The 26,417-nt window shown below is 34.6% G+C and carries 21 protein-coding genes; 12 read left to right on the forward strand and 9 right to left on the reverse strand.

Annotation, left to right across the window (positions count from 1 at the left end; translation table 11 throughout):
- Nucleotides 1-33 precede the first annotated feature (33 nt).
- Both mfd and ACNQGN_RS03565 read right to left on the reverse strand, forming a co-directional pair.
- Nucleotides 34-3,405, reverse strand: coding sequence for a transcription-repair coupling factor (mfd, locus tag ACNQGN_RS03560; RefSeq protein ID WP_417986479.1), 3,372 nt, complete (start codon nt 3,403-3,405; stop codon nt 34-36).
- Nucleotides 3,398-4,000 (reverse strand): hypothetical protein, encoded by a 603-nt coding sequence (locus ACNQGN_RS03565; RefSeq protein ID WP_417986480.1) that lies wholly within the window; start codon nt 3,998-4,000, stop codon nt 3,398-3,400. The genes mfd and ACNQGN_RS03565 overlap by 8 nt, the downstream gene beginning before the upstream one ends.
- A 310-nt stretch (nt 4,001-4,310) precedes the next feature.
- Here ACNQGN_RS03565 and ACNQGN_RS03570 point away from each other — a divergent pair, with 310 nt between their 5' ends.
- Entirely contained in the window at nt 4,311-5,249 is a 939-nt protein-coding gene (locus ACNQGN_RS03570) for an L-threonine 3-dehydrogenase (RefSeq protein WP_417986481.1), read from the forward strand.
- Between the two features lie 69 nt (nt 5,250-5,318).
- Here the strand turns inward: ACNQGN_RS03570 and ACNQGN_RS03575 are convergent, their stop codons facing one another.
- The 3 genes from ACNQGN_RS03575 to ACNQGN_RS03585 form a co-directional block, all read right to left on the reverse strand.
- Nucleotides 5,319-7,193: a M1 family metallopeptidase gene (locus ACNQGN_RS03575; RefSeq protein ID WP_417986482.1), complete on the reverse strand. Its 1,875-nt coding sequence runs from the start codon at nt 7,191-7,193 to the stop codon at nt 5,319-5,321.
- Between the two features lie 136 nt (nt 7,194-7,329).
- Nucleotides 7,330-8,946, reverse strand: coding sequence for a S8 family peptidase (locus ACNQGN_RS03580; RefSeq protein WP_417986483.1), 1,617 nt, complete (start codon nt 8,944-8,946; stop codon nt 7,330-7,332).
- A 181-nt stretch (nt 8,947-9,127) separates the two neighbouring features.
- Nucleotides 9,128-10,756, reverse strand: a complete 1,629-nt coding sequence (locus ACNQGN_RS03585) for a S8 family peptidase (RefSeq protein WP_417986484.1) — start codon at nt 10,754-10,756, stop codon at nt 9,128-9,130.
- A gap of 420 nt (nt 10,757-11,176) precedes the next feature.
- On the opposite strand from ACNQGN_RS03585, the gene ACNQGN_RS03590 reads away from it, so the two are divergent.
- Nucleotides 11,177-13,636, forward strand: coding sequence for a T9SS type A sorting domain-containing protein (locus tag ACNQGN_RS03590; protein ID WP_417986485.1), 2,460 nt, complete (start codon nt 11,177-11,179; stop codon nt 13,634-13,636).
- Nucleotides 13,637-13,701: 65 nt separating this feature from the next.
- Here ACNQGN_RS03590 and ACNQGN_RS03595 read toward each other — a convergent pair whose 3' ends face one another.
- From ACNQGN_RS03595 to ACNQGN_RS03605, 3 genes are all read right to left on the reverse strand, one after another.
- A complete protein-coding gene (locus ACNQGN_RS03595; protein WP_417986486.1) occupies nt 13,702-14,559 on the reverse strand; it encodes an MBL fold metallo-hydrolase in 858 nt (285 codons plus the stop codon).
- Between the two features lie 189 nt (nt 14,560-14,748).
- A complete protein-coding gene (locus ACNQGN_RS03600; protein ID WP_417986487.1) occupies nt 14,749-15,816 on the reverse strand; it encodes a M48 family metallopeptidase in 1,068 nt (355 codons plus the stop codon).
- A gap of 4 nt (nt 15,817-15,820) precedes the next feature.
- Nucleotides 15,821-16,780: a YjgN family protein gene (locus ACNQGN_RS03605; RefSeq protein WP_417986488.1), complete on the reverse strand. Its 960-nt coding sequence runs from the start codon at nt 16,778-16,780 to the stop codon at nt 15,821-15,823.
- Nucleotides 16,781-16,962: 182 nt separating this feature from the next.
- On the opposite strand from ACNQGN_RS03605, the gene ACNQGN_RS03610 reads away from it, so the two are divergent.
- The 4 genes from ACNQGN_RS03610 (at nt 16,963) to sufD (ending at nt 20,932) form a co-directional block, all read left to right on the forward strand.
- The gene (locus ACNQGN_RS03610) at nt 16,963-17,292 is read left to right on the forward strand and encodes a HesB/IscA family protein (protein ID WP_039108447.1); all 330 of its coding nucleotides are present in this window, start codon (nt 16,963-16,965) and stop codon (nt 17,290-17,292) included.
- A gap of 18 nt (nt 17,293-17,310) precedes the next feature.
- The gene (sufB, locus tag ACNQGN_RS03615; RefSeq protein ID WP_417986489.1) at nt 17,311-18,759 is read left to right on the forward strand and encodes a Fe-S cluster assembly protein SufB; all 1,449 of its coding nucleotides are present in this window, start codon (nt 17,311-17,313) and stop codon (nt 18,757-18,759) included.
- A gap of 31 nt (nt 18,760-18,790) precedes the next feature.
- Nucleotides 18,791-19,543, forward strand: coding sequence for a Fe-S cluster assembly ATPase SufC (gene sufC / locus ACNQGN_RS03620; protein WP_417986490.1), 753 nt, complete (start codon nt 18,791-18,793; stop codon nt 19,541-19,543).
- Between the two features lie 72 nt (nt 19,544-19,615).
- Nucleotides 19,616-20,932: a Fe-S cluster assembly protein SufD gene (gene sufD / locus ACNQGN_RS03625; RefSeq protein ID WP_417986491.1), complete on the forward strand. Its 1,317-nt coding sequence runs from the start codon at nt 19,616-19,618 to the stop codon at nt 20,930-20,932.
- A gap of 78 nt (nt 20,933-21,010) precedes the next feature.
- On the opposite strand, the gene ACNQGN_RS03630 is transcribed toward sufD, so the two are convergent.
- A complete protein-coding gene (locus ACNQGN_RS03630; RefSeq protein WP_417986492.1) occupies nt 21,011-22,357 on the reverse strand; it encodes a serine hydrolase domain-containing protein in 1,347 nt (448 codons plus the stop codon).
- Nucleotides 22,358-22,519: 162 nt separating this feature from the next.
- Between ACNQGN_RS03630 and ACNQGN_RS03635 the strand changes: the two genes are divergently transcribed.
- The 6 genes from ACNQGN_RS03635 to ACNQGN_RS03660 all read left to right on the forward strand — a co-directional run bounded on the left by ACNQGN_RS03635 (nt 22,520) and on the right by ACNQGN_RS03660 (nt 26,417).
- The gene (locus tag ACNQGN_RS03635) at nt 22,520-23,734 is read left to right on the forward strand and encodes an aminotransferase class V-fold PLP-dependent enzyme (protein WP_417986493.1); all 1,215 of its coding nucleotides are present in this window, start codon (nt 22,520-22,522) and stop codon (nt 23,732-23,734) included.
- Between the two features lie 11 nt (nt 23,735-23,745).
- The gene (locus ACNQGN_RS03640) at nt 23,746-24,180 is read left to right on the forward strand and encodes a hypothetical protein (RefSeq protein WP_417986494.1); all 435 of its coding nucleotides are present in this window, start codon (nt 23,746-23,748) and stop codon (nt 24,178-24,180) included.
- Entirely contained in the window at nt 24,180-24,599 is a 420-nt protein-coding gene (locus tag ACNQGN_RS03645) for a SufE family protein (RefSeq protein ID WP_417986495.1), read from the forward strand. Before ACNQGN_RS03640 ends, ACNQGN_RS03645 begins: the two co-directional genes overlap by 1 nt.
- A 6-nt stretch (nt 24,600-24,605) precedes the next feature.
- Nucleotides 24,606-24,932: an SUF system Fe-S cluster assembly protein gene (locus tag ACNQGN_RS03650; protein ID WP_417986496.1), complete on the forward strand. Its 327-nt coding sequence runs from the start codon at nt 24,606-24,608 to the stop codon at nt 24,930-24,932.
- Between the two features lie 73 nt (nt 24,933-25,005).
- Nucleotides 25,006-25,518, forward strand: a complete 513-nt coding sequence (locus ACNQGN_RS03655) for a DUF2480 family protein (protein WP_417986497.1) — start codon at nt 25,006-25,008, stop codon at nt 25,516-25,518.
- 47 nt (nt 25,519-25,565) lie between these two features.
- Entirely contained in the window at nt 25,566-26,417 is an 852-nt protein-coding gene (locus ACNQGN_RS03660; RefSeq protein WP_417986498.1) for a DUF3078 domain-containing protein, read from the forward strand.

Genomic DNA, 26,417 nt, shown 5'->3' on the forward strand with positions numbered 1-26,417 from the left:
GCCTTTTAAGGACTGGAAGCTTTTTATTTCAATCTACTCTACTTTTCCTAGCAATTCCATAAGTTCCAATGCTTTCCTAGTCGATTTTACATTGTCAAAAGTTAACAACAATCGCAAACCATTCGGCGTTTGTTTTTCTTTCATTTTACAAATAGAAGTGTGTGTTTGCACAAACTGCAAAACACCTTGAAAACGATTGGATTGGTAATAATCCGATTGCTGATCCGATACAAAATAACCAATCATTTTACCTTGCTTCATCACCAATTTCTCAATTCCAATGCGGGTAGCAATCCATTTGATGCGAATACTGTTCATTAACGCATTTGCTCGTGGCGGCAAAGGACCAAAACGGTCAATCAATTTATTCTGAAAAATGATAAGCTCTTCTTCATTTTTTACACCGCCCAATTCATTATATAAACTCAATCGTTCAGAGACATTATTGATGTATTCATCCGAAAACAACAACTCAAAATCCGTGTCGATTTGCAGGTCTTTCACATATTCTTTGGTTTCCAAATTATTTTCCTCCGGATACAAATCCTTAAATTCATTTTCCTTTAATTCATCTATGGCTTCGTTCATGATTTTTTGGTAAGTATCAAAACCGATTTCATTGATGAACCCGCTTTGTTCGCCTCCCAATAAATCTCCCGCTCCACGAATCTCCAAATCTTTCATCGCAATGTTAAAACCACTTCCCAGTTCACTGAATTGTTCCAATGCCTGAATTCGTTTTCTGGCATCGTCAGTCATCGCTGAATATGGAGGGCAAATAAAATAACAAAATGCTTTCTTATTGCTACGCCCGACCCTACCACGCATCTGATGCAAATCAGACAATCCGAAATTATTTGCATTATTGATAAAAATAGTATTCGCATTAGGAACGTCCAGCCCGCTTTCGATGATTGTTGTTGCCACTAGGACATCAAATTCCCCGTTCATAAAAGCCAACATCAAGTCTTCCAATTTTTTCCCTTCCATTTGACCGTGACCAATTCCAACTCTGGCATTAGGCACCAAACGTTGTATCATTCCTGCAACCTCTTTGATATTCTCTATTCGGTTATTAATAAAGAAAACCTGTCCATTACGCTGAATTTCATACGAAATCGCATCTCGAATCAACTCTTCGCTAAAACCGACAACATTAGTTTCAATCGGATAACGATTGGGCGGAGGCGTAGTAATTACGGATAAATCACGCGCTGCCATTAACGAAAACTGCAACGTTCTAGGAATTGGTGTTGCTGTTAAAGTAAGTGTATCCACATTGGCGGCAATCGTTTTGAGTTTGTCTTTTACGTTGACTCCAAATTTTTGCTCCTCATCCACAATCAACAATCCCAAATCTTTGAAAACAACATTTTTGTTGACTAATTGATGCGTTCCGATAACAATATCAAGTTTTCCTTCGGCTAATAATTTTAACGTTTCCGTTTTTTGTTTTGCAGTCCTGAAACGATTTAAATAGCCAACGGAAACCGGCATATCTTTTAAACGTTCTGTAAAAGTTCTGTAATGCTGGTACGCCAAAATTGTTGTTGGGACCAATATTGCCACCTGTTTACTGTTATCCACTGCTTTGAAAGCGGCACGAATAGCGACTTCTGTTTTACCAAAACCCACATCTCCACAAACCAAGCGATCCATCGGGCGATCACTTTCCATATCGGCTTTTACTTCTTGTGTCGATTTGGTTTGGTCCGGTGTATCTTCGTAAATAAACGAACTTTCCAATTCGTTTTGTAAATAACTGTCAGGTGCAAACTGAAATCCTTTCTCCAGTCTTCTTTTGGCGTACAATTGAATCAAATTGAATGCAATATGTTTGACACGTGCCTTAGTTTTTTGTTTTAAAATCTTCCAGGCATTCGAACCTAACTTATAAATCTTCGGTGGTGTTCCGTCTTTTCCGTTGTACTTCGAGATTTTATGAAGCGAATGAATACTCACATACACAATATCATTATCAGCATACACTAGCTTGATCGCTTCCTGTGTTTTGCCTTCGACCTGTATCTTTTGCAAGCCCCCAAAGCGTCCAATTCCGTGATCGATATGTGTTACATAATCCCCAACAGACAAGGTCGTTAATTCTTTTAAGGTAATATTCTGCTTTTTTGAATAGCCATTTTTGATACTGAATTTATGGTAGCGTTCAAAAATTTGATGATCCGTATAGCAAGTAATTTGGTTTTCCTGATCTATAAATCCTTGATACAACGGCAAAACAACAGTGTGGTATTGCTTGCGAATATTCTCTGAATTAGCTTCGTCCAAAGTCTCAAAAATATCATGAAATCGTTTGGCTTGGGCTTCATTGGAACAAAACAAATAATTTTTGTAGCCATTAAAATGATTTTCATTCAGGTTATTCAACAGCAGATCAAATTGTTTATTGAACGAAGGTTGGGGCAGTATGTGGAATTCGAATTTTTCATTTGTTCTGAAAATAGCTTTCGAACTCAATTCCACAATCGCAAAGTCCAACGCTCTTTTTATAAACTCCGATTGGTTCAAGAACAATTGTTCTGGTGCAGAACGCTTTATTTCCTGCGATAATTTTGCGAAAGCTTCTTCGGCCTTAGCAAATAGTTTATCTAATTGTGATAGTAAATCTTCGGTATTCTGAATAAAAATAACTGTTTTTTCCGAAATATAATCCAGGAAACTTTCTCTGTTCTCCTGAAAAACCTTGTTTTCCACATTTGGAATTATAGTGATTTTTTTTTGTTGCAAAATTGACAATTGGGTCGCAACATCAAAACTACGAATACTCTCCACCTCATCTCCAAAAAACTCAATTCGATACGGATTATCATTCGAAAAAGAAAATACATCGACAATCCCCCCACGAACCGAAAATTCTCCGGGCTCTGTAATGAAATCAACTCTTTTGAACTCGTATTCAAATAATACTTCATTTATAAAATCAATAGAAATCTTGTCGCCAACACTAACTTTTAATGTGTTTTTATCCAATTCTGTTCGAGTCACTACTTTCTCGAATAATGCCTCGGGATAGGTAACAATAATCGCCGGTTTTTTGCGGGAATTGATTCTGTTGAGGACTTCGGCACGAAGCAAAACATTCGCATTATCCGTTTCTTCAATTTGATATGGACGGCGATATGAACCGGGATAAAACAGCACATCCTGATCGCCAACCATCTGTTCCAAATCATTCAGATAATAGGCGGCTTCTTCTTTATTGTTTAAAACGATTAAAAAAGGAAGTTCAGCTTTCTTGAACACCGAACGAATCACAAATGAAAGTGCAGAACCAAGTAAGCCGTTAAGATGCATTTTTACTTGATTATTTTCTAATAAACGAGCAACAATCTGCTGGGTTTTTGGCGAATTATCGTAAGTATTATATAAAGCTTTTTTACTCAATGCGTGGTAGATTTGGATCGATTGGTGTATTAGGAATAGCTCTTGTGGTATCCATCATTTTCAACAAGTCAGACTCTCCTTCTTCAACAGGAATCTTACTTTTTTCAACAATTTTATCCATTTGCCTTTGTAGTGAAACCAATTCTAAATTAATTTCAGAAACTAACAGCGTCACCTTTTTATCTGGAATATTATGCAAATGAATGAATAAATCCAGCAATCGTACTTTAGTGATTAAGGTCGAAATTCTGCTTTTAATCTGAGGTTTGTTGAACTCATACGGTATATTATCATTCAAAGCTGTTGCTTTTTTAGAAAGTGCTGTTGCTTTTTGTTGGAAAGCTCCGATAGTCTTTTTAGGTTTTTGGGCTAATTCAGCCAGAAACATACGGAATTCATTCCAAGTAGCGATACTTGCTTCAGAAGCCTCCGTTATAGGCGTGTCATAAAAAACCCAGCCTTTCTCTATTTTTTTAAATATTATTTCTCTTTTTTTGACCTCTTTTTTGTTTTCGGCTAAACGCTTTTGATTGTCATTTTGGCACGAGAACAAAATGAAAACCATAGAAAAGAATACCACTATTTTATATTTCATATGTTGTAATTTATTGTCTTTAATGATCCTATGTAATTTGCAGATAACATTTATCTTGTTAGCATGAAATTCCCGTCAGCTCATTTCATTGAATTTTCATTAAAGCACAAAGTTACAAAGTAAATTTATAATTACGAATTACAGCACGGGAATAACAATCTAATAGTAACGGAGTATTTTTATAGATAAAAAAATCAAAAATTAAGAATTTTACAGCTATTTTAAGTGCTATTTTAATAAATTTATAACTTTTTACATTAAATTTGTGTTATTTACGAAAACGTTATCTTTGTTTATCAAAACAGACAAAATGAGTACTAAAATATTAATTATCGGCGCTTGCGGACAAATTGGAACGGAACTTACCCATAAGTTGCGAAAAATATATGGAACAGAAAACGTAATAGCTTCTGATATTCGAAAACTGAATAATGACGTTGTTAATTCAGGCCCTTTCGAAGTAGTAAATGCGCTGGATTTCAATCAAATTGAGCATCTTGTAGAGATTCACCAAATAGATGAGATCTATTTAATGGCGGCCTTACTATCAGCAACGGCTGAGAAAAATCCAGCTTTTGCCTGGGATTTAAATATGAATTCTTTGTTTCATGTTTTGAATTTAGCTAAAGCAAAAAAAATAAAAAAAATATTCTGGCCTTCCAGTATTGCGGTTTTTGGTCCAACAACACCCAAAGAAAACACGCCACAATATACCATCATGGAGCCTTCAACGGTTTATGGAATCAGCAAACAAGCTGGTGAAAGGTGGTGTGAGTACTATCATAATATTTTTGGCGTTGACGTACGAAGCATCCGTTACCCTGGTTTGATTAGTTGGTCTACACCCCCTGGAGGAGGAACTACGGATTATGCCGTGGATATTTTTCATAAAGCAATTTCGGATAAAACCTACGAATGTTTTTTATCATCAGAAACTAAAATGCCAATGATGTATATGGATGATGCAATAGCCGCAACAATACAGATTATGCAGGCACCAGTTGAACAAATTAAAATTCATTCGTCTTATAATCTGGCTGCAATGAGTTTTACGCCAACGGAGATTGCGGCCGAAATCAAAAAACATATTCCTGAATTTACTGTTACGTATAAACCTGATTTTCGTCAAAAAATTGCCGACAGCTGGCCAGCGAGTATTGATGATGCTCAAGCCAGAAAAGATTGGAACTGGAATCACAAATTTGATTTGGAATCCATGACAGTGGATATGCTGGAGCATTTAAAATAGTTCTTCAAAAAAATACAAACCAAAAAAAGTCTCGCGTTAAAACTAGACTTTTTTGGTTTAAATAAAACATTACTTCAATTGATAGGTATTGTTTTCTGGTTTTAGATCAGCCATTAATCCACTTGGATCAATAGTGATTTTCTTGATTGAAGCTTTAGATTTCAAGATACTAAATTCAAAAGTTGGATATGCCCAAGCCCAGTCCTTCAGTATCGTTCTTTTTAACGAAGGATTCGGATTTTCTTTTTCAAAACTCATCATACGCAATGGAATGTAGAAACTCTCTTTACTCCCGTCGGTATATTCAACAATAAGATCAATCGGCATTGGCATTCTACCGATTCTTTCTAATAGTACTACAGTTTTATCGGCATTTTCTTTTACATCTTTAATTCCATAATCAATTGTATTGGTAGTTTGTGTCCAATCTACCAAATACCAATCTAAATTTGCTCCAGAAATACGTTCAGCAGTTCTTTTGATATCATTTGGCGTAGGATGTTTAAATTTAAAATCCTGATAGTATTTTTTCAAGGTTTTCATCAAATTTTCCTCTCCAATCAGATATATTAATTGTGTCAGAAAAAGTTCTCCCTTACTGTATGAGGTAATGCTGTAAACTCTATTTTCATCAAAACGATCCGCATGTGTACTTTGAGGCAATTCTTTTCCAGAATTTGCCATTGACAAATACCCTTTATAAGCTCCGGTAAATGGATTTTCCATTTTCTTATCTGCAAGTTCATTCAGTCCAAAATCTTCAAGAAAAGAGGTGAATCCTTCGTCCATCCACCCGTGTTTTGATTCATTGGAAGCCAAAACATGCTGAAACCAGGAATGTGCCATTTCGTGTGCGGTAACATTAAGTAAACCTTCAAAATCACCTTGACCTAAAATCAAGGTACACATTGCATATTCCATTCCGCCATCACCACCTTGAATCACGGAATATTGTTTGTAAGGATAATCTCCAACAGTTTTGTTGTAAACCTCCATCAACTTAGCCGTTTTAGGCTGGATCTTTTTCCAGTTTTCGATATATTTTGGATTGTTTTTATACAAAAAATGCAAATCAACATTATTAGGCCCTTTCACCACATCGTGAATGTAATTTTTATCTGCTGCCCAAGTAAAATCATGAACCATTGGTGCTGTAAAATGCCACGTAAGGTTTTTTGTTTTCTTTGGAACAGACACCACAACTCCTTGGTCCTGATAACCATGACCTATTTCGTTTTTGTTTTGTAAATAACCGGTACCTCCTAAAACGTATGCTTTATCAATAGTAATATTGACATCAAAATTTCCCCAAACACCGTGAAATTCTCTGGCAATGTAAGGATCCGCATGCCAACCTTCAAAATCAAATTCGGCCATTTTTGGATACCATTGTGCCATCGACAATTCTACTCCCTCTGCATTATTTCTCCCGGAACGACGAATTTGAATTGGAACTTGTCCGTCAAAATCTAATGTGAAAGTGGTTTTTGAGTTAGGCAATATTGGCTTTGCCAAAGTAACTTCGAGAATCGTTCCAACCTCTTTTGCATTAGCAGCTACTCCGTCTTGTTTGAAATTCGAAATTCGCAAATACCCAATTTCATTTGGTTTTAAAGTTTTGATTCGACTTTCTTTGATTTCTTTATCACCAACTTTTATTTTAGTAACCATTCTTCCATCAGGATCTTTAATACTTTGGATTCTAGCATCCATCTCGCTTCCGGGCTGAAAGGCATTATTGAATAAATGGTAATACACCTTTTTTAAGGTATCTGGAGAATTATTGGTGTAAACTAGTTCTTGTTTCCCCTTGTACTGGTAGGTTTTTACATCCACGGAAACATCCATTTTGTAATCGACATGTTGTTGCCAATAAGTAGAACTTTGGGCAAATAGGGCCCCAAAATTAAGTGCGATAAAAGATAGTAAAAGGATTTTTTTCATACGAGGCTAAAATTTATTTTTTAATGAAATATAGAACCGCTAATTATCTATAGGATTTATATTTTGAATCCTGGCGATTTTATATTTCTTTAATACAAAAGGAAGAACAAGTGCTTTTCCTTTTGATTAATAACTATTAAATTTGTTTTTTTGACATTCTTTCGGCAAGAATCAAGGCATTATAAGCATTAACCATTTTTCCTGATTTTGAACTATCAGCTGTAGCTTTTTTCTCTTGAGTTTCTCCCAACTCAACCGTTACGGGAAGCGGTGTTCCAGAATCCATCATGATTTGTTTGACTTCTGCTGCTGATAATTTCGGATAGTACGAACGAATCAATGCAGCAACTCCGGCCGCATTTGGTGAAGCCATAGATGTTCCTTGTTCGTATTTGTATTTGTTATTTGGTACTGCTGCGTAAATTTCCATTCCCGGAGCATAAACGTCTACATTGATTGACCCGTAATTTGAAAAAGGGGCTACTACCGACTCTCCGTATGCATTATTCAAGGCTCCAACGGTAAGAACATTATTTGCAAACTCTATTTTATTATCTTCAGAATCATTAGGAAAACTGATGTTTTTTTCTAAATCAATATCATTACCATCGTTTCCTGATGCGTGTACAAACAAAACATCTTTCTTTTCAGCATATTTTATAGCATCAAAAACCCATTGCTTGTGTGGAGAATAACTTTTTCCGAAACTTCCATTGATTACTTTTGCCCCATTATCAACTGCATAACGTATTGCCAAAGCAATATCTTTATCGTATTCATCACCATTAGGAACAGCTCTTACAGCCATAATTTGGACATTATTTGCAACTCCGTCGCCACCAATACTGTTATCTCTCACTTGAGCAATAATTCCGGCAACATGGGTTCCATGCAATGCTTCTTCTTTATCCGGCCCATAAACAACATTGTTGCCATACTTTGTATCATTTATATCATCAGGATTATCACCAACAACTTTTCTGCCATTAAAATCTTTGTTCAAATTATAATTCAATTGGTCATAGATATACTTTCTGTATTCTTCAATACCAGCACTAAATGCAGGACCTGACTGCCCAATAACGCGAGTCATAATCATTTTGCTTCTATTTAAAACTTCGTCCGTACTAACAATTGCATTAAGTTCTTCAAGTGTATAATCGTTTTTCTTTAAGTACGTTTGTATTACGCTATTGGTGTTTAACAGAAAATCTACTTGTTGTTTCCCTTCTAAAGCTTCGTTGTACTTTTTTTCATAGTCAGCTTTAGCATTTTTATAAACCAATGATCCGTCATCTGCTTTTTTTACAATTCGAGTCATCTCTAAATTTTCAAATCCGGAATCGCCAAGAAAATTCCAACCGTGCATATCATCAATAAATCCATTTTTATCATCATCAATTCCGTTACCGGCGATTTCTTTTGTATTGGTCCAAATCACTGATTTCAAATCTTCATGATCAATATCAACTCCTGAATCTACAATCCCCACGATAACCTTTACTCCTTTTTTATTTTTCAATAATTCAGAATATGCCTTATCAACGCTCATTCCGGGAATTGTATCTTTTTCTAAATCTAAATGGCTCCAGCGTTGTAAATCAGCATCACTTATAGGAGCAACTTTCTTAATAATTAATGGACTAGTTACCGCAACAGGCGCAATACTTTTGGAAACTTGCTTTTGAGCGCTACATCCCACTAATGCAAAAAAAGCGACAGCATAATAATAGATTGGTTTAATCTTGTTCATTTATAAATTTTTAAATTAAATGCGAGGCCTAAATTATTTCTTTTTTCAAAAGAATATAAGTGGATTAACACTCTGTTAAGATTTGATCGAAAGTAAAATAATGAAAAAAGGAATTCTTATACAGGCTAAAATACAAATGGAAGGACAATTTGCCCTTCCATTTATAAATAAATTGAAACTTTTATTTTTTAGACATTTTTTCAGCCATCAATAAAGCATTGTAAGCATTTACTATTTTTCCGGATTTTGATAAGGTAGTAAAAGAGCGAGTGTCATTACTTTTTCCGGCAACAATAACATCTTCTGTAATTGCCACTCCTGAATCCATCAAAATGTGTTTTACCTGTTGAGCTGATAATTTTGGGTAGTACGAACGTATTAACGCAGCAACTCCTGCAGCGTTTGGTGCAGCCATTGATGTTCCTTGTAAGTATTTATAAGAATCATTTGGCGTAGTGGCGTAAATTTTAACTCCTGGAGCAAAAACATCTACATTGATTTTTCCAATATTAGAAAATCTCGCCACCACTTTGTTTCCGTATTCAAAATTCAACGCTCCAATGGTGATCAAATTATCCGCAAATTCTGTTACTTTATCTTCTGAATCATTCGGAAAATTCTCTGCAAAGTCAATGTCTTTAGCATCATTTCCAGCCGCATGAACAATCAATACGTCTTTTTTTTCTGCATATTTAATAGCATCATAAACCCATTGTTTATGAGGTGAAAAGCTTTTTCCAAAACTTCCGTTAATCACTTTAGCACCGTTATCCACAGCATAGCGAATACCAAGAGCGATATCTTTGTCGTATTCATCTCCGTCTGGCACTGCGCGAACAGTTAAGATTTCAACATTATTTGCAACTCCATCGCCACCTATAGCGTTGTTTCTCGTTTGAGCAACTATACCAGCAACATGAGTTCCATGAAGAATCCCGTCCTTGTCTGGTCCCATAACATTGTTGTTTCCGTATTTGGTATCTGTTAGATCTTCCGGATTATCTCCAATAATTTTTCTGTAATCGGTTTTTAAATTTTCTCCGCTTAAAGCTGTGGCAAAACCATTAAGTTGTTTTGTAACACCAACTTTCAAATCTGCAATAGGCATACCATAAGAAAACATTTGTTCCATAGCTGCCTTACTTTTTTGAATTTCTGGCTCTTGTGAAACAATTGCTTTCACCTCATCAATGGTATAAATCGATTTGCCAAAATGCTTCGCTAAAGTCGCATCGCTCTCATTGAGCGTTAGTAACATTTGCTCCGTACGCGTTTTTCCAGTTACGGCATCCGCTATCTTTTTATCACCTATAGCTTTAGCCTCTTGATATGTTTTTTCGTCTACAAGGTTTTTATTTTTGATAATTCGCTGATATTCATAATGCTCCTTGGTGATATCACCTAAAAAATTCCAACCATGAATATCATCAATATATCCATTTTTATCATCATCAATTCCGTTTCCTGCTATTTCTTTTTTATTAGTCCAAACAACTGATTTTAAATCTTCATGTTCAATATCCACTCCGGAATCCACAATCCCGACAATTACAGTCACCCCTTTTTTACCTTTCAATAATTCAGAATATGCTCTGTCAACACTCATTCCGGGAATAGTATCTTTTACTATATCTAAGTGACTCCAGCGCTTTAAATCATTTTCATTTATCGGGACATTTTTTTTAATGTTTAACGGTGCACTTATCACAGTACTCGTTACTGCAGAATTAGCAACTTGTTTTGAAGCGCCGCATCCGACTAAAGCTAAAATAGCAAAAGCAGAAATGTAAATAGGTTTGATGGTATTCATGTGTTTACGTTTTTAAAAGTTACAAAATTAGTCTAAAATATATGTATTTGTTACAAAAATAAATAGCATTAACACTAAGTTAAGATTTCATTGCAAGTAAATAGTTCTTTCAACCAACTCCTTTATCGTTTCTTGGTTTTTTGTACCGTTTTTCATTATGCAAATAGTGTTCCGAAAAAAATAGTAATTGTTACGGCGGCGGCTTTCATAAATTTTTTCATTTAAGAACGACACAAAGACAAATCAGTTCTAATTTCATAGATTAGTTGCGTGTCATTTCATTTATTAAAGTTCAAAAGTACTTTAAGTTATACACAGTTACTGCACTTATTAACCGCTTTTTATGAAAAATTTTGTGAATAAAAAAAATGTAAGAAAATGATTAAAAATCCTTATTTTTGTATGACATCAAATTTTTATATGAAAACAAAACTACTCCTTTTGGTGTTTTTAGTGAGTCTTTCAACTTACTCCCAAAACTCAAATATTCCTTCTCTTGTTCCAACAAATGGGCTAATAGCATATTATCCTTTTAGTGCTAATGCAAATGACGCAAGCGGAAATGGAAATAATGGAATTACTACCGATGCAACCTTAACATCAGATAGATTTGGAAATAGTAATAATGCTTACTCTTTTAATGGTACTAGCAGTACCATTGAGGCAAATGTAAAAAACTACCCTCTTAAAGGCGAATCACGTACTATTACAGGATGGTTCAAAGCTGCTTCACCTGTTGCATCTAAAGAATTTAATTTTTGTCTTTTAAATTATGGAAATATATCTGATCCAAATTATTGGTTTAAAATCAGTTTCTATAGTAAAGGGTATTTAGATGTACAATTTGACTCTAAAACTTTTCAATCTCAAGAAAATTATTTCAATAACACATGGACATTTTTTGCATTGACCTTTGATGATGCCAGCAACACCTATTCATTATACATAAATAACGTATATAAGATGGGTGGTTCTGCCGATTTATATACAAATGGTTTTGGCAATCTATTTAGAATTGGAAGAAATAAATTAAACAACTATTTCGAAGGTGCAATAGACGATATTGGGATTTGGAATCGTGTATTAACTGCGGATGAGATTACCAGTTTATATAATTTCAAAAACAATGCTAATCTTTATACAATAATCCCTGATGGGAATTTTGAAAAAAAATTAATTTCCCTTGGGATTGACTCTGGTCTTGTTGACGGAAAAGTACTTAAAGAAAATATTGCCTCGTTAACATCTTTGGATGTTTCTTCTAGTCATATTATTGACCTTACCGGAATCCACTATTTTGCAGCCTTAAAAACCTTAAAATGCAATAATAATCAATTAACAGCTTTGGATCTTTCCCAAAATGTCGCTTTGAATTCTTTGGACTGTTCTTATAATTATGGATTAAAAGTTTTTGATCTTTCTAAAAACACAGCCTTGACAACTTTGGAATGTATTGGTAACCACTTAACAACTTTGAATCTTTCTCAGAATGTTGCTTTGAATTCCTTAAATTGTTCTTCAAATGGCTTGAAAAGCCTAGATGTTTCTGCAAATTCATCATTAGCGTCTTTAAGATGCTCAACAAATCAATTACTTACGCTGGATGTTTCTAAAAATACTGCAATAAAAATTTTAAATTGCGATGAAAATCAGTTGTCATTACTTGATATTTCTCTAAATATCGTTCTGGATAGTTTAAATTGTTCTGGTAATCAGTTAAAAGATTTAGATCTTTCTAAAAATGAAAATTTGAAAAAATTGAATTGTTCAGTTAATAAATTGCAAAACCTTAATTTAAAAAATGGAAATAACCAGCAGCTAGTTTCTACCTATTCTACGTTGTCTTTTGGTGGAAATCCGGATTTAAGTTGCATACAAGTCGATGACAAGACCTATTCCGACAGCAATTGGGCTGATTTTAAGGACGCGGCGGCGAGTTATAATACAGCGTGTATATCGTATACCTTGATCCCTGATGTGAATTTTGAGAACAAATTAATTGCATTGGGAATTGATACCGATGGACTAAATGGCAAAATCACAATCTCTAATATAGCGAATATTACGAGTTTAGATTTATCAAACTTCGGAATTTCGAATTTATCTGGCATTGAACAATTTACCTCTTTGGAGACATTGATTTGCAGCGGAAATTCACTATCTACAATAAATGTTTTTAATAATACGGCCTTAAAATATTTAGACTGTTCCAATAATCCTCTAATAACTCTCGATGTTTCTAAAAATAAGTTACTTACAGAACTTTACTGCGATGGTGTTGTTACAATTACAAATAAAAATAGCACTATAAAAAACACTACTGCTGCACAATTAATCGTTTTAGATCTTTCCAATAATTTATTTTTAACCAAATTGAGTTGCTCCGATAACCAATTAGTAAGTTTAGATGTTTCTAAAAACACCTTTCTAACGGATATAAATTGTTCCAACAATAGTTTGCAAAATTTAAATTTGAGCAATGGCAATAACACTAAAATGCTAAATGTAAACTTTAAAAGCAACTCGTCATTATCGTGTATTAACGTAGATGATCCGGCCTTTTCTAATACTAATTGGACTGAAGCCAAAGACGCAACGGCAATTTATTCAAAAACAGCCTGTACTTTAGGAATTGAAGATGTAGTTTTTGACAAACTAGCTTTATATCCTAATCCTGTAAAAGGACAGTTGCATATTGATAATATTGTACTGGAAAAAGTAACGGTGTACGATTCCTTAGGCAAATTGATAAAAACAACAAAATTCATTAATGGTCCAAATACTAATAGTATAGATTTAGCTGGTTTAGCAAAAGGAATCTATTATGTGTATTTAGAAAGTGAAGGAGCTAACACTGTCAAAAAAATAGCGGTAGAGTAAAACAGAAGGCCATATAGAAGTAAAAAACCACATTTTCATTCGTTTGAAAATGTGGTTTTTATGTTTTATAAAATATCCTCACACCTAAAAACGTCCTTCAATCGAACTCCTTTTTCAGTTTTTTCAACAGTTATAATTTCGTTATGGGCATCGTGCTCCAAAAATAAATAATACTTATTATCTGCGGCAGCATTCATGAATTTTGATTTTTCATCTAATGTTAAAAGTGGTCTGGTATCATAGCCCATCACATAAGGAATTGGAATATGTCCGGCTGTCGCCAATAAATCAGCACAAAAAACAATCGTTTTATCTTGATATTGAATATGCGGAATCATTTGCTTTTCGGTATGACCATCAGCAAACAGTATACCAAAACCCAGTTCCGATTTTTTAAGAAAATCACCCTCTGGTCTTTTTATAAAATTCAACTGACCGCTTTCCTGCATCGGCAAAATATTTTCGGAGAGAAAAGAAGGTTTTTCTCTTAAATTAGGCTTTGTTGCCCATTCCCAATGCTTATCATTACTCCAAAACTTAGCATTTTTAAACGCTAACTCGTAGCCCGTTTTGTCTGCATTCCATTGCACACTCCCACCGCAATGGTCAAAATGTAAATGCGTCATAAAAATATCGGTAACATCATCACGATGAAAACCAAATTTAGCCAAAGATCTATCCATGGAATGCGTTCCCCAAAGCGAATAATATCCAAAAAATTTCTCCGATTGCTTGTTTCCCATTCCGGTATCAATCAAAATCAATTTATTATCATCTTCAATTAGTAGACAACGTGCAGCAATATCAATTAAGTTATTTTCATCTGCTGGATTAGTTTTATTCCAAATAGTTTTTGGAACAACTCCAAACATTGCACCACCATCTAATTTAAAATTTCCAGTTTCTATTGCATATAGTCTCATAGAATTATTTTTAAAACCGTAATTAAACCCAAATATAAAGGATTCAATACTAAAAACGAATTAAAACCACATTTAGAAGCATAATTTCTAGTTAAACTAAGTGTTTTCTGCTAATACTAGAAAAAACCGCCAATTCGCAGCAGAAAATTCAGCTTTGAATTGGCGGAAATAAAATTTCACAAAGAACAATTATTGCTTAATCTGTTGAAATAAACGTTGCAGTTGAGGATTTTCTTTGGATTGAAAACATTCGGTTCTTATCATTTTGTCAATGTATCGAATTCGATCCGCCGTTACTGGATGTGAACTTAAGAATTCAGGCATCTCGATATGATTCTCTTTCTGCAAACGTTTAAAAAGGACTGACATCCCCTTTGGGTTAACTCCATTTGAGGTCACTATTTTAAAACCTTCGACGTCAGCTTCGTGCTCAAATTCCCTCGAAAAAGACAGTGATTGCAAAGTGTTGACATTTTCACCAAGTACTGCCATGACTCCGTTTGCATCTCCTAAAATGGTTGAAATAAATAAATAACCCGATAAATTTCGGCACAACATTTTCATGGAATGCCTTTGATTTACGTGGGCAACTTCGTGTCCTATTAAACCCACTAATTCCTCATAGTCTTTCATAGAATCTATAATTCCGGTATATACAACGATGCTACCATCCGGAAGCGCAAAAGCATTCATAATGTCCGAATCAATTACGGTGAATTTCAATTCTTTTGTGTTTCTTAGTTTCAATTCTTTGGCAAACAGATTCAAAGCCTTTGTTTTCTTTGAATCAACAGTGCCTAAAAATGTATTTTGCTCAAAAAATGTATTTCCTAATGCGTCATCATACACCGCAGGGATTAAAACAACCGATTTTTCGCCTACCCAAGGTATAACATATACATAACACAAACCGATAAAACAAAAAATAAACAACGCGAAGCCAAGGTGGACTTTAATTCCAAGATTTAAAAGTCTTTGGTACCACCCGACATGTCCATTTTTACTTCTAAAAACAGTCAAATCGTCTATGAATTGAGCATCTCCAACTTTTAAGATTTGAATAGGATCGTTTCCATGCTGAAGCTGTAATTCCGTGCCTTTTTCATTGATAATAACGGCAGCTAATTCCCAATAATATGTTTTATTATAGGTGGTTTCAAAAATAAAAATACATTTGTCCGTGTCAAAATTCAATGAAACTTCTTGTGAAACAGAAGATGCGCCATCATAAAAAACTCCGATTACTTTTTCCTTCATCTCCTTACATTACAAAATCTAAATCCAGAAAATCACTGATATCTTCTCCTGTAGCGTCTTTAAAATTCTCTTCTGTTTGTCGAATTGAATTCAAATCAATATTTCCGTCTAATTCAACGTTATCGAAAAGGTATTTCAATGTTCTTGTAACGACCCATGCATAACCTAGGCCCAGAGTAAAGATGATAATCAATATATTTACAACTCCTAATTTTAGGAAATCTCCACCTGTTACAGTCGAATTTAATGCTATTTCTTTCCCATCTTTATTTAAACTTAAATTCTCGATATAGTATTCAAAAAGGTCTTTTTGCCACCAAAAAAGATAAATTCCAAGGGTGAAAATCGTTAAGAAATAGCCTTTTAAATTTAATACGAAATAATCACCTCCATCTCCGTTATAATCAAATTCAATATTTCCAAAACGAACATTCCCCAACAAATATTTTCTTAAATTTATTGACATCCAAGAACCATAAATTCCAAAGGTAATTACGGTAAAAAAAATCCATTTGAAGAAATTTACGGTAAGTTCTTTTCTGTCTCCCCTATACCCAAATCGGATGCCACGCCATGAGGTTCTTGACATTCTATACCTGTATGAACCATGAATTGCCAATGGTAAAACAGCTAAAAATCCCAGATAAAATAATAGCAATCCCACAAAAGGAAATTTTAGATATAAAAACAAAAATAAGAGGCCGTAAAGAACACCGAAAATCAGAATTGCTTTTAGAAAACCTTTAAACATCTCTTTTCCTGTACCGTGAAAAGAAAAGGAGTCACCTTCTAAGGAAGTAGCTCCATAAAGAAACTGAAGTTGCTTGGCCTTAGCCCATGGGTAATAAATTCCCAAAGTAATAACAGTCAAAAGCCAATTGACTATTACCACACCAAAAAAATCTTTGCCATTCCCTTGAAATTCCAATTTGTACGTTGAGCGACTTTCTAAAGCGTTTTCCATAATTTTATTATTAGTAATTTGGTTACAATTAAATAGAGCCTAAATATAAATTTAATTTTTATAATGAGGATACGAAATAGGTTTTTTCTATTTTTGCATTGGTTATAAAAATGGTATCAATTATGGAAAAAGGTTTTTATACACTATCTTTGCTGTTAATTTAGACAAAATCAATATAAGCTATGATAAAAGTTTCTGACACTGCGAGAAAAAAAATCATCGATCTAATGAAAGATGATGGTTTTGATGCTGCAATCGACTATGTAAGAGTTGGCGTAAAAAGCGGCGGATGTTCTGGATTGTCTTATGATTTAAAATTTGATAAAACAAAAAGCGAAGACGATAAAATTTTTGTAGACAACGATATCACTATTGCTGTAGAAAAAAAATCTTTTCTGTACTTAGCAGGAACAATATTAGAATTTTCAGGAGGAATAAACGGTAAAGGATTTGTTTTTAACAATCCAAATGCCAACAGAACTTGTGGTTGCGGAGAGAGTTTCTCTTTGTAAAACATTAAACAAAAAATTATGTCAAAATATACCGAAGACGATTTAAAAATCGAACTCGAAACCAAAGAATATGAATACGGCTTTTACACCGAATTAGAATCAGAAACGTTTCCTATTGGGTTAAATGAAGATATCGTTCGTGCTATTTCACAGAAAAAAGGTGAGCCACAATGGATGACTGATTGGCGTCTTGAGGCTTTTCGTGCCTGGGAGCTTATGACCGAGCCAGAATGGGCTAATGTACATTATACTAAACCTGATTTTCAGGCCATTTCCTATTATTCAGCTCCAAAAGCTGTAGATCCTAATAAAACACTGGATGATGTAGATCCAGAACTTTTAGAAATGTATAAAAAGTTAGGCATCTCTGTTGATGAGCAAAAGATGATGAATAATGTAGCTATGGATATTGTAGTCGATTCGGTTTCAGTAGCGACTACTTTCAAGAAAACATTAGGTGAAAAAGGAATTATTTTTATGAGTATTTCTGAAGCAATCAAAGAGCATCCAGAATTAGTTCGTAAATACCTAGGAACAGTAGTACCACAAAAAGATAACTTTTATGCTGCTTTGAATTCAGCAGTTTTCTCTGATGGTTCTTTCTGTTATATTCCAAAAGGCATTCGTTGCCCAATGGAACTTTCGACTTATTTTAGAATCAACCAGGCAGGAACAGGGCAGTTCGAGCGAACATTACTAATTGCCGATGAGGGCAGCTATGTAAGTTACCTTGAAGGATGTACCGCTCCAAGTCGTGATGAAAATCAATTACACGCTGCAGTAGTAGAATTAATTGCATTAGACGATGCTGAAATAAAATATTCAACGGTACAAAACTGGTATCCTGGAAACAAAGAAGGAAAAGGCGGAGTCTTTAATTTTGTGACCAAAAGAGGTTTATGTGAGAAAAACGCAAAAATTTCTTGGACACAAGTAGAAACTGGTTCAGCTATAACTTGGAAATATCCTTCCGTTATTTTAAAAGGAGATAATTCAGTAGGAGAATTTTATTCGATTGCTGTAACTAATAATTTCCAACAAGCCGATACCGGAACCAAAATGATCCATTTAGGTAAAAATACTAAATCGACCATTATTTCTAAAGGAATTTCTGCTGGAAAATCACAAAACAGTTACCGTGGTTTAGTACAAATTAGTGCTAGAGCTGACAATGCCAGAAACTTTTCACAATGTGATTCATTATTAATGGGAAACAATTGTGGAGCGCATACTTTCCCCTATATTGAAAATAAAAATCCAACAGCAAAAATCGAACATGAGGCTACGACAAGTAAAATTGGCGAAGACCAAGTTTTCTATTGCAACCAACGTGGAATTCCAACCGAAAAAGCCATCGCTTTAATCGTAAACGGTTTTAGTAAAGATGTATTGAATAAGCTACCAATGGAATTCGCAGTAGAAGCACAAAAATTATTAGAAATTTCTCTTGAGGGTTCTGTAGGATAACCTTTTAAGACTTTATAAAAACAAGACGTTTATGTTATCAATAAAAAATTTACACGCCTCCATTGGAGACAAAGAAATATTAAAAGGAATCAACCTTGAAGTAAAAGCTGGAGAGATTCACGCAATAATGGGACCAAACGGTGCTGGAAAAAGTACCCTTGCTTCTATCATTGCAGGAAACGAAAACTATGAAGTAACCGAAGGAGAAATCTTTTTAGATGGAGAAGACCTTTCTGATTTAGCACCAGAAGAAAGAGCACACAAAGGAGTGTTTTTGTCCTTTCAATATCCAGTAGAGATTCCAGGAGTTTCAGTAACTAACTTCATGAGAACAGCAATCAATGAAACACGTAAAGCAAATGGTCTGGAAGAAATGCCTTCCAACGAAATGCTAAAAGTGATTCGTGAGAAATCAGAATTATTAGAAATCGACAGAAAATTTTTGTCTCGTTCTTTAAACGAAGGCTTTTCTGGTGGCGAGAAAAAACGTAACGAAATTTTTCAAATGGCAATGTTGGAACCAAAATTGGCTATTCTTGACGAAACCGATTCTGGACTTGATATTGATGCTTTAAGAATTGTTGCAAATGGTGTTAACAAGCTTAAGAGCGACAAAAATGCTATCGTAGTTATCACGCACTACCAAAGATTATTAGACTATATCGTTCCTGATTTCGTTCATGTACTATACAACGGAAAAATTGTAAAATCCGGTGGCAAAGAACTAGCTCATGAACTGGAAGAAAAAGGATACGACTGGATTAAACAAGAACAAGAAGCGTAAAATTAGTTTGCAGTTTACAGTTTGCAGTTTGCAAAACTCCAACTTATAACTACCAACTTATAACTACCAAAAATGGAATTAAAAGAAAAATTACTATCGTCTTTTATGGCTTTCGAAGAGCGTGTCGATGTTCACACTGAACTTCATGATTTGAGAACTTCAGCTATAAAAAACTTTGAAAATAAAGGTTTCCCAACCAAAAAAGACGAAGCTTGGAAATACACCTCGCTAAACGCCATCTTAAAAAACGACTTTACCGTTTTTCCAAAGCAAGAAAGTGCAGTTGAATTCAACCACGTAAAAAAATACTTTTTACACGAAATAGATACCTATAAGGTGGTATTTATTGATGGCGTTTTCAGTTCACACTTATCATCAACAACGCACGACGGAATTGATATTTGTTTGATGTCATCGGCATTGACAAAACCAAAATACAAAATGGTTATTGACACGTATTTTAACCAAATTGCCAGCAAAGAAGAAAGTTTGACTTCACTGAATACGGCTTTTGCCAATGAAGGAGCATATATCCATATCCCAAAAAGTAAAGTAGCGGATAAACCTATTGAGATCATGTACTTTTCAACAGGAAGCGAAGCAGCTCTTTTGGTTCAACCAAGAAATTTGGTTATTGTTGGAGAGAATTCTCATGTTCAAATCATTGAGCGCCATCAAAGTTTAAACGAAAATCCAGTACTAACGAATTCCGTTACAGAAATTTTCGCCCAAAAACGTGCTATCGTTGATTATTACAAAATTCAAAACGATACCCTAGAAGCGAATCTAATCGATAACACATACGTCTCTCAACAAAAAGAAAGTCACGTTTCGGTTCACACCTTCTCTTTTGGAGGAAACTTGACAAGAAACAACTTGAATTTCTACCATTTTGGAGAAAGATTGACAAGTACGTTAAACGGAATTACTATTATTGGTGAAAAACAACACGTAGATCATTATACTTTGGTGAAGCATTCAGCTCCAAATTGCGAAAGCTTCCAAGACTATAAAGGAATCTATTCCGATCGTTCTACAGGCGTTTTTAACGGAAAAGTGTATGTTGAGAAAGATGCTCAAAAAACAAATGCGTTCCAAAAAAGCAATAATATTTTATTGAGTGACAAAGCTACTATAAACGCAAAACCACAATTGGAAATTTTTGCTGATGACGTAAAATGCTCTCACGGCTGTACTGTCGGGCAATTGGACGAAACTGCTATGTTCTACATGCAAGCGCGTGGAATACCTAAAAAAGAAGCCAAAGCGTTATTGATGTATGCGTTCTCAAATGCCGTTATCGAAAACATCAAAATACCAGAACTTAAAAAACGAATTACTACTATTATAGCTAATAAATTAGGCGTAAAATTAGGATTTGATTTGTAATCAACACTAACAAGAGGTTATAAAAACAACCCTTTCAGAGTTTTAAAACTCTCTGAAAGGGTTGTTTTATTTATAGGATCATTTTTCCAAACTTCCAATAATACCACTTAACATCCCATTAAAATCAAAATTATATTCTTCATTTAACCCCATTCGTACAATCACTAAATCCAGAGATGGAATAATTGCCACCATTTGTCCTTGAAAACCGCTACAGTAATACATATCTCGTGGAACATCTGGAAAATGCCCGCTCGCATTGAGCCAAAAGTGTCCTCCATATCTTCCGTTTGAAGTATTCGTGGGAGTTGCAGTATATTTCACCCAGCTTTCATCTAAAATCTGTTCGCCATTCCAATTGCCTTTGTGCAAATACAGCAGGCCAAATTTTGACCAATCTCTAGCGGTTGCCCATCCGTAAGATGAACCCACATAATTACCTGCCATATCCGTTTCTATAATCATGGAGTTCATTCCAATTTTATCAATCAAAGCTGAATACCAGAAATCCAAATATTCCTGATGCGTTCTGAATTGTCGTCTTAAAATTCCCGAAAGTAAATTCGTTGTTCCTGAAGAATAATTCCAATGCGTATCCGGCCTGTATGCGACAGGTTTTTCCAACTGTACGCGTGACATATCCACAGCTTGAAAAAGCATTTTGGTGGCATCACAAATCTTATCGTATTTCTCTTCCCATTCCAAACCGGAATTCATGTGCAGCAAATCACTTGTGGTAATGATTTTTTGTACGCCGTTTTGCCACTCTTCAACAGGCGCTGGTTTATAAATGTCAAATTTCTTTTGCTTTTGAAGAATTCCAAAAAGTGCACTTGTAATACTTTTGGTCATAGACCAACCTAAAAACTTGCTGTTTTTATCAAAACCGGTATCGTATTTCTCTGCAATGATTTTGTCTTTATAAAGCACTAAAACCGAACGTGTTCTTTTTTTAAGCTCCCCCTTTTTGTCAAAAGCACTGATGACAGCCGTATTTAATTTATTGTAATCAACATTTGCAAAAACTGTATCTTTTGGTTCCTTATTTCCATACGGAAAAGATAAATTAGTATCTAATTTTGCTCTTTTGGGAATCAAATATGGTTTTGTAACATCAAAATCATCATTGATTAAAGTAGCTCCCAAACCCTCTCGGTAAATCGCTTTTCGCTCTTTCAAGCCATAAACTGAAGCGGATGCAAATTTCCCGACATCTTCAATTCTATTTTTGGCTAAATCAATCATTTTGATATCATTGTCGCCTTTCTCAATCATTTCCTGGGAACGATTATCGATAAAATATCCAGAAGCGACACTTTTTGCCGAAAAGCCAGAAATCAAATCCAGTTTTGGATAAGTAGTAAATCCATAATAAAAGATTCCGATAAAAGAAGCAAAACCAACAAACATGAGGAGCTTTTTCATAGTAGCTAATTGTAAAACAATGCAATATAATTATTTTAGCCATAAATTCACAATTATTACTGCACTAAAAACCCGAAACTAATAGAAGTAAATTGGCGAAATCATGGCTAAAACAATTAACTTTTTATTACTTTTGTATTTAGAAAAATTCTAAATAAAGAAATGTTAGATATAAATAAAATTAGAGCCGACTTCCCAATCCTTTCCCAGAAAGTAAACGGAAAACCATTGGTTTATTTCGATAACGGAGCTACTTCGCAAAAACCACAAATTGTTATTGATGCAATTTCAAAATATTATCAGGAAATTAATGCGAATATACATCGTGGCGTTCACACTTTGAGCCAACTAGCAACTGATGCGTATGAGATTTCCCGTGGTAAACTTCAAAATCATATCAATGCAAAATTTGCTCATGAAGTTCTTTTTACTTCAGGAACAACACATGGAATTAATTTGGTTGCCAATGGATTTTCTTCGCTTTTAAAACCTGGCGATGAAGTTTTAGTTTCGGCATTGGAGCATCACAGTAACATTGTGCCTTGGCAAATGCTATGTGAGAAGACGGGCGCGACTTTGAGAGTAATTCCAATGAATGAGGATGGTGAATTAATCATGTCAGAATATGATAAATTACTTTCGAATAAGACTAAAATCGTTACGGTAAATCATATTTCTAATGCATTGGGCATTATAAATCCAATAAAGTACATGATTGACAAAGCACATGAAGTTGGAGCAGCAATTTTGATTGATGGAGCGCAAGCCGTCCCACATTTAAAACCAGATGTTCAGGATTTGGATTGCGATTTTTATGCTTTTTCAGGACATAAAATGTGTGGTCCGACAGGAACCGGAATTTTATACGGCAAAGAAGCTTGGCTGAATAAATTGCCACCCTATCAAGGTGGAGGCGAAATGATTAAGGAAGTTACTTTTGAAAAAACAACGTATGCTGATTTGCCTCATAAATTTGAAGCAGGGACACCAAACATCGCCGGTGGAATTGTATTAGGAACTGCCGTTGACTATATGAACGAGGTTGGTTTTGAAAACATTCAACAACAGGAAAAAGAATTACTGGCACATGCAACGCAACGACTATTGGAAATTAAAGGATTAAAGATTTTTGGCACCTCTGCAGCAAAAACTTCCGTAATTTCTTTTAATATTGAAGGAATTCATCCGTATGACATTGGTACGATAATTGACAAATTAGGAATAGCCGTAAGAACAGGACATCATTGCGCCCAACCCATTATGAATTTCTTCTGTATTCCAGGAACTATAAGAGCTTCGTTTGCTTTCTATAATACCAAAGAAGAAATTGACGTTATGGTTGAAGCCATTAAAAAAGCACAACTCATGTTGTCTTAAACGATTAAATTATGAAAATACTATCTTTATTATTCCTGACAATTTTTCTTGGAAAAAGTTGCGACAGTGCCAAGGCACAAGAAATTGAAACTGCAATAATTGAATATGAAGCCAACACCAGAGGTTTTTATCAAAAAATAATTGTGAAGAATCAGATGGTTACTATTTCAAAGGATAGAGATGGTCATGACAAGCCTGTACCTAAAAAAATATCGGATGCAGACTGGAAAGAGCTAGTAGAATGCTTTAAAACAGTGGAGTTGGATAGTTTGGCAAAATTAAAAGCGCCAACTGAAAAACGTTTCTATGACGGTGCGGCAATTGCCAATTTGAAAATCACCTACAAAGACAAAGCTTATGAAACGACAAGTTTTGATCATGGTTTCCCACCGAAACAAATTAAGAAATTCGTAAATAAAATAACTTCATTTGCTAAGAAAGAATAATGAAAATTAAAGAAATACAAGAAGAAATAGTGGATGAATTCTCTATGTTTGATGACTGGATGGAACGTTATGAATACATCATCGAATTGGGGAAAAATCTTCCTTTGATAAAAGAAGAATTCAAAACAGAAAACAATCTGATTAAAGGCTGCCAGTCTAAAGTGTGGCTGAAGGGAGAACAAAACAATGATAAAATTATTTTCACGGCAGATAGTGATGCCATTTTGACAAAAGGAATTATTGCAATATTAATTCGTACTTTTTCCAATCAAACAGCATCTGATATTCTGCAGGCTGACATGGGTTTTATCGATGAGATAGGTCTGAAAGAACATTTATCACCTACTCGCGCCAACGGATTGGTTTCAATGATAAAAAATATAAAAATGTATGCTTTGGCATTCAACACACAAAACTAAATAAAAATGGAAGAAACAATTATAGACACTGCCGAGTTGGGAGAATCAATCGTAAAAACATTAAAAACTATTTACGACCCTGAAATTCCTGTAGATATTTACGAATTAGGATTGATTTATGATGTTATGGTCAATACGGATTACGAAGTAAAAATCCTGATGACACTTACCTCTCCAAACTGCCCAGTTGCCGAAAGTTTACCAAGAGAAGTAGAAGAAAAAGTAAAATCAATAACCAATGTAAAAGACGCCGAAGTAGAAATTACTTTCGATCCGCCCTGGAGCAAAGATTTGATGAGTGAAGAAGCAAAACTAGAATTGGGAATGCTTTAGAAAGTACTCAGTCTGCAGTCGCGGCTTACAGTTTTTCAACTGCGTCTGGGACTGCGACTGTAAACTAAAAAAAATGGAAGAAATAATAAACAAAGTTGCCAATAGCGTTTTGGAAGTTTTCGATCTCGAAGATTACTATCCAAAAGGGATCCGTACGCAAATAGATATTTCGCAATGGCTTCTGGAAGGTTTTCTATTGAAAGAAAAAGACTTTCGAGAACAGCTAAAAAACCATAACTGGTCACAATATCAAGATCAGTATGTAGGAATCCATTGCAGTACCGATGCCATTGTTCCTGCTTGGGCTTCAATCTTGGTTGCCATTCAATTAGCTCCATTTGCAAAGAAAATCGTCAATGGAACTTTAGAGGACTTAGACGCCTCTCTTTATGAAGAATTATTGTCTAAAATTGATTATTCGGTATATAAAAATAAGCCCATTATTATAAAAGGGTGTTCCAGAAAACCGGTTCCGATGCGGGCTTATGTTTTGGCAGCGCACTACTTACAACCTTTTGCACGAAGTATTATGTATGGCGAGGCATGTTCTGCTGTTCCATTATACAAAGCACACAAAAAAGAATAATACACGTTAATTTTATAGTTTGAAAGTAAAATTTAAAATATAAGGTCATGAAAAAAATAGTGTTTTCTTTAGTCTTATTTTTCGCGGCAATTTCTATTTATGCGCAAGAAGAAACAGCAACAGACACAATAAAAATTTGGACAAAAAAAGGGAATATTTCTTTACTTTTTAACCAATCTGCATACAACAAACAGTGGCTGGGCGGCGGAACTTCAAATATTGCGGGGAATTTTGGACTTAATTACGATTTCAATTATAAAAAAGGAGATGTAGTCTGGGACAATAAATTCATTGCAGCCTACGGTTTAACCAAAATAAAAGGAGATGAAAAAATAGCCAAGACCGATGATCGTTTAGAACTGAACTCCCTTTGGGGGAAGAAAGCAAAAGGAGAATGGTATTACTCCCTGTTTTTTAATTTCAAAACACAGATGGATGCTGGTTATGATAAAAATGAAGTCAGACTTTCTCATTTTTTTTCACCTGCGTATTTTCAATTTGGGCCTGGAATGTGGTGGAAAAAAAGCAATAATTTAAGTGTTAACTTTTCTCCGGCGACTGCAAAACTAATTTTAGTCCACGGTCATTTTACTGAATTTGGTCCTTCTTTTGGTGTTTTACAAGGAGACACCTCAAGATTTGAATTTGGCGCAAGTATTGCGGGTTACTATAAAATACATTTAATGACAAATGTATCTATTGAGAACAGGTTAAATCTTTATTCTAATTATTTAGAAAATCCTCAAAACGTTGATGTAGATTACCAAATGAATGTAATCATGAAAATAAACAAATACCTGTCAGCAAATATAGCCGTACAAGCAATTTACGATGACAATTCAGTAAAAGCTGTGCAGGTGCGAGAAGTCTTTGGCTTAGGGGTTAATTACGGCTTCTAA

Source organism: Flavobacterium rhamnosi (assembly GCF_048286515.1).
In the GTDB taxonomy this organism is placed as follows: domain Bacteria; phylum Bacteroidota; class Bacteroidia; order Flavobacteriales; family Flavobacteriaceae; genus Flavobacterium.

Excerpts from the sequence above, each read along its gene's own strand:
- ACNQGN_RS03565 (WP_417986480.1), bottom strand. The coding sequence starts at position 4,000 with ATGAAATATAAAATAGTGGTATTCTTTTCTATGGTTTTCATTTTGTTC.
- ACNQGN_RS03570 (WP_417986481.1), top strand. The coding sequence starts at position 4,311 with ATGAGTACTAAAATATTAATTATCGGCGCTTGCGGACAAATTGGAACG.
- ACNQGN_RS03575 (WP_417986482.1), bottom strand. The coding sequence starts at position 7,193 with ATGAAAAAAATCCTTTTACTATCTTTTATCGCACTTAATTTTGGGGCC.
- ACNQGN_RS03580 (WP_417986483.1), bottom strand. The coding sequence starts at position 8,946 with ATGAACAAGATTAAACCAATCTATTATTATGCTGTCGCTTTTTTTGCA.
- ACNQGN_RS03585 (WP_417986484.1), bottom strand. The coding sequence starts at position 10,756 with ATGAATACCATCAAACCTATTTACATTTCTGCTTTTGCTATTTTAGCT.
- ACNQGN_RS03590 (WP_417986485.1), top strand. The coding sequence starts at position 11,177 with ATGAAAACAAAACTACTCCTTTTGGTGTTTTTAGTGAGTCTTTCAACT.
- ACNQGN_RS03595 (WP_417986486.1), bottom strand. The coding sequence starts at position 14,559 with ATGAGACTATATGCAATAGAAACTGGAAATTTTAAATTAGATGGTGGT.
- ACNQGN_RS03600 (WP_417986487.1), bottom strand. The coding sequence starts at position 15,816 with ATGAAGGAAAAAGTAATCGGAGTTTTTTATGATGGCGCATCTTCTGTT.
- ACNQGN_RS03605 (WP_417986488.1), bottom strand. The coding sequence starts at position 16,780 with ATGGAAAACGCTTTAGAAAGTCGCTCAACGTACAAATTGGAATTTCAA.
- ACNQGN_RS03610 (WP_039108447.1), top strand. The coding sequence starts at position 16,963 with ATGATAAAAGTTTCTGACACTGCGAGAAAAAAAATCATCGATCTAATG.
- sufB (WP_417986489.1), top strand. The coding sequence starts at position 17,311 with ATGTCAAAATATACCGAAGACGATTTAAAAATCGAACTCGAAACCAAA.
- sufC (WP_417986490.1), top strand. The coding sequence starts at position 18,791 with ATGTTATCAATAAAAAATTTACACGCCTCCATTGGAGACAAAGAAATA.
- sufD (WP_417986491.1), top strand. The coding sequence starts at position 19,616 with ATGGAATTAAAAGAAAAATTACTATCGTCTTTTATGGCTTTCGAAGAG.
- ACNQGN_RS03630 (WP_417986492.1), bottom strand. The coding sequence starts at position 22,357 with ATGAAAAAGCTCCTCATGTTTGTTGGTTTTGCTTCTTTTATCGGAATC.
- ACNQGN_RS03635 (WP_417986493.1), top strand. The coding sequence starts at position 22,520 with ATGTTAGATATAAATAAAATTAGAGCCGACTTCCCAATCCTTTCCCAG.
- ACNQGN_RS03640 (WP_417986494.1), top strand. The coding sequence starts at position 23,746 with ATGAAAATACTATCTTTATTATTCCTGACAATTTTTCTTGGAAAAAGT.
- ACNQGN_RS03645 (WP_417986495.1), top strand. The coding sequence starts at position 24,180 with ATGAAAATTAAAGAAATACAAGAAGAAATAGTGGATGAATTCTCTATG.
- ACNQGN_RS03650 (WP_417986496.1), top strand. The coding sequence starts at position 24,606 with ATGGAAGAAACAATTATAGACACTGCCGAGTTGGGAGAATCAATCGTA.
- ACNQGN_RS03655 (WP_417986497.1), top strand. The coding sequence starts at position 25,006 with ATGGAAGAAATAATAAACAAAGTTGCCAATAGCGTTTTGGAAGTTTTC.
- ACNQGN_RS03660 (WP_417986498.1), top strand. The coding sequence starts at position 25,566 with ATGAAAAAAATAGTGTTTTCTTTAGTCTTATTTTTCGCGGCAATTTCT.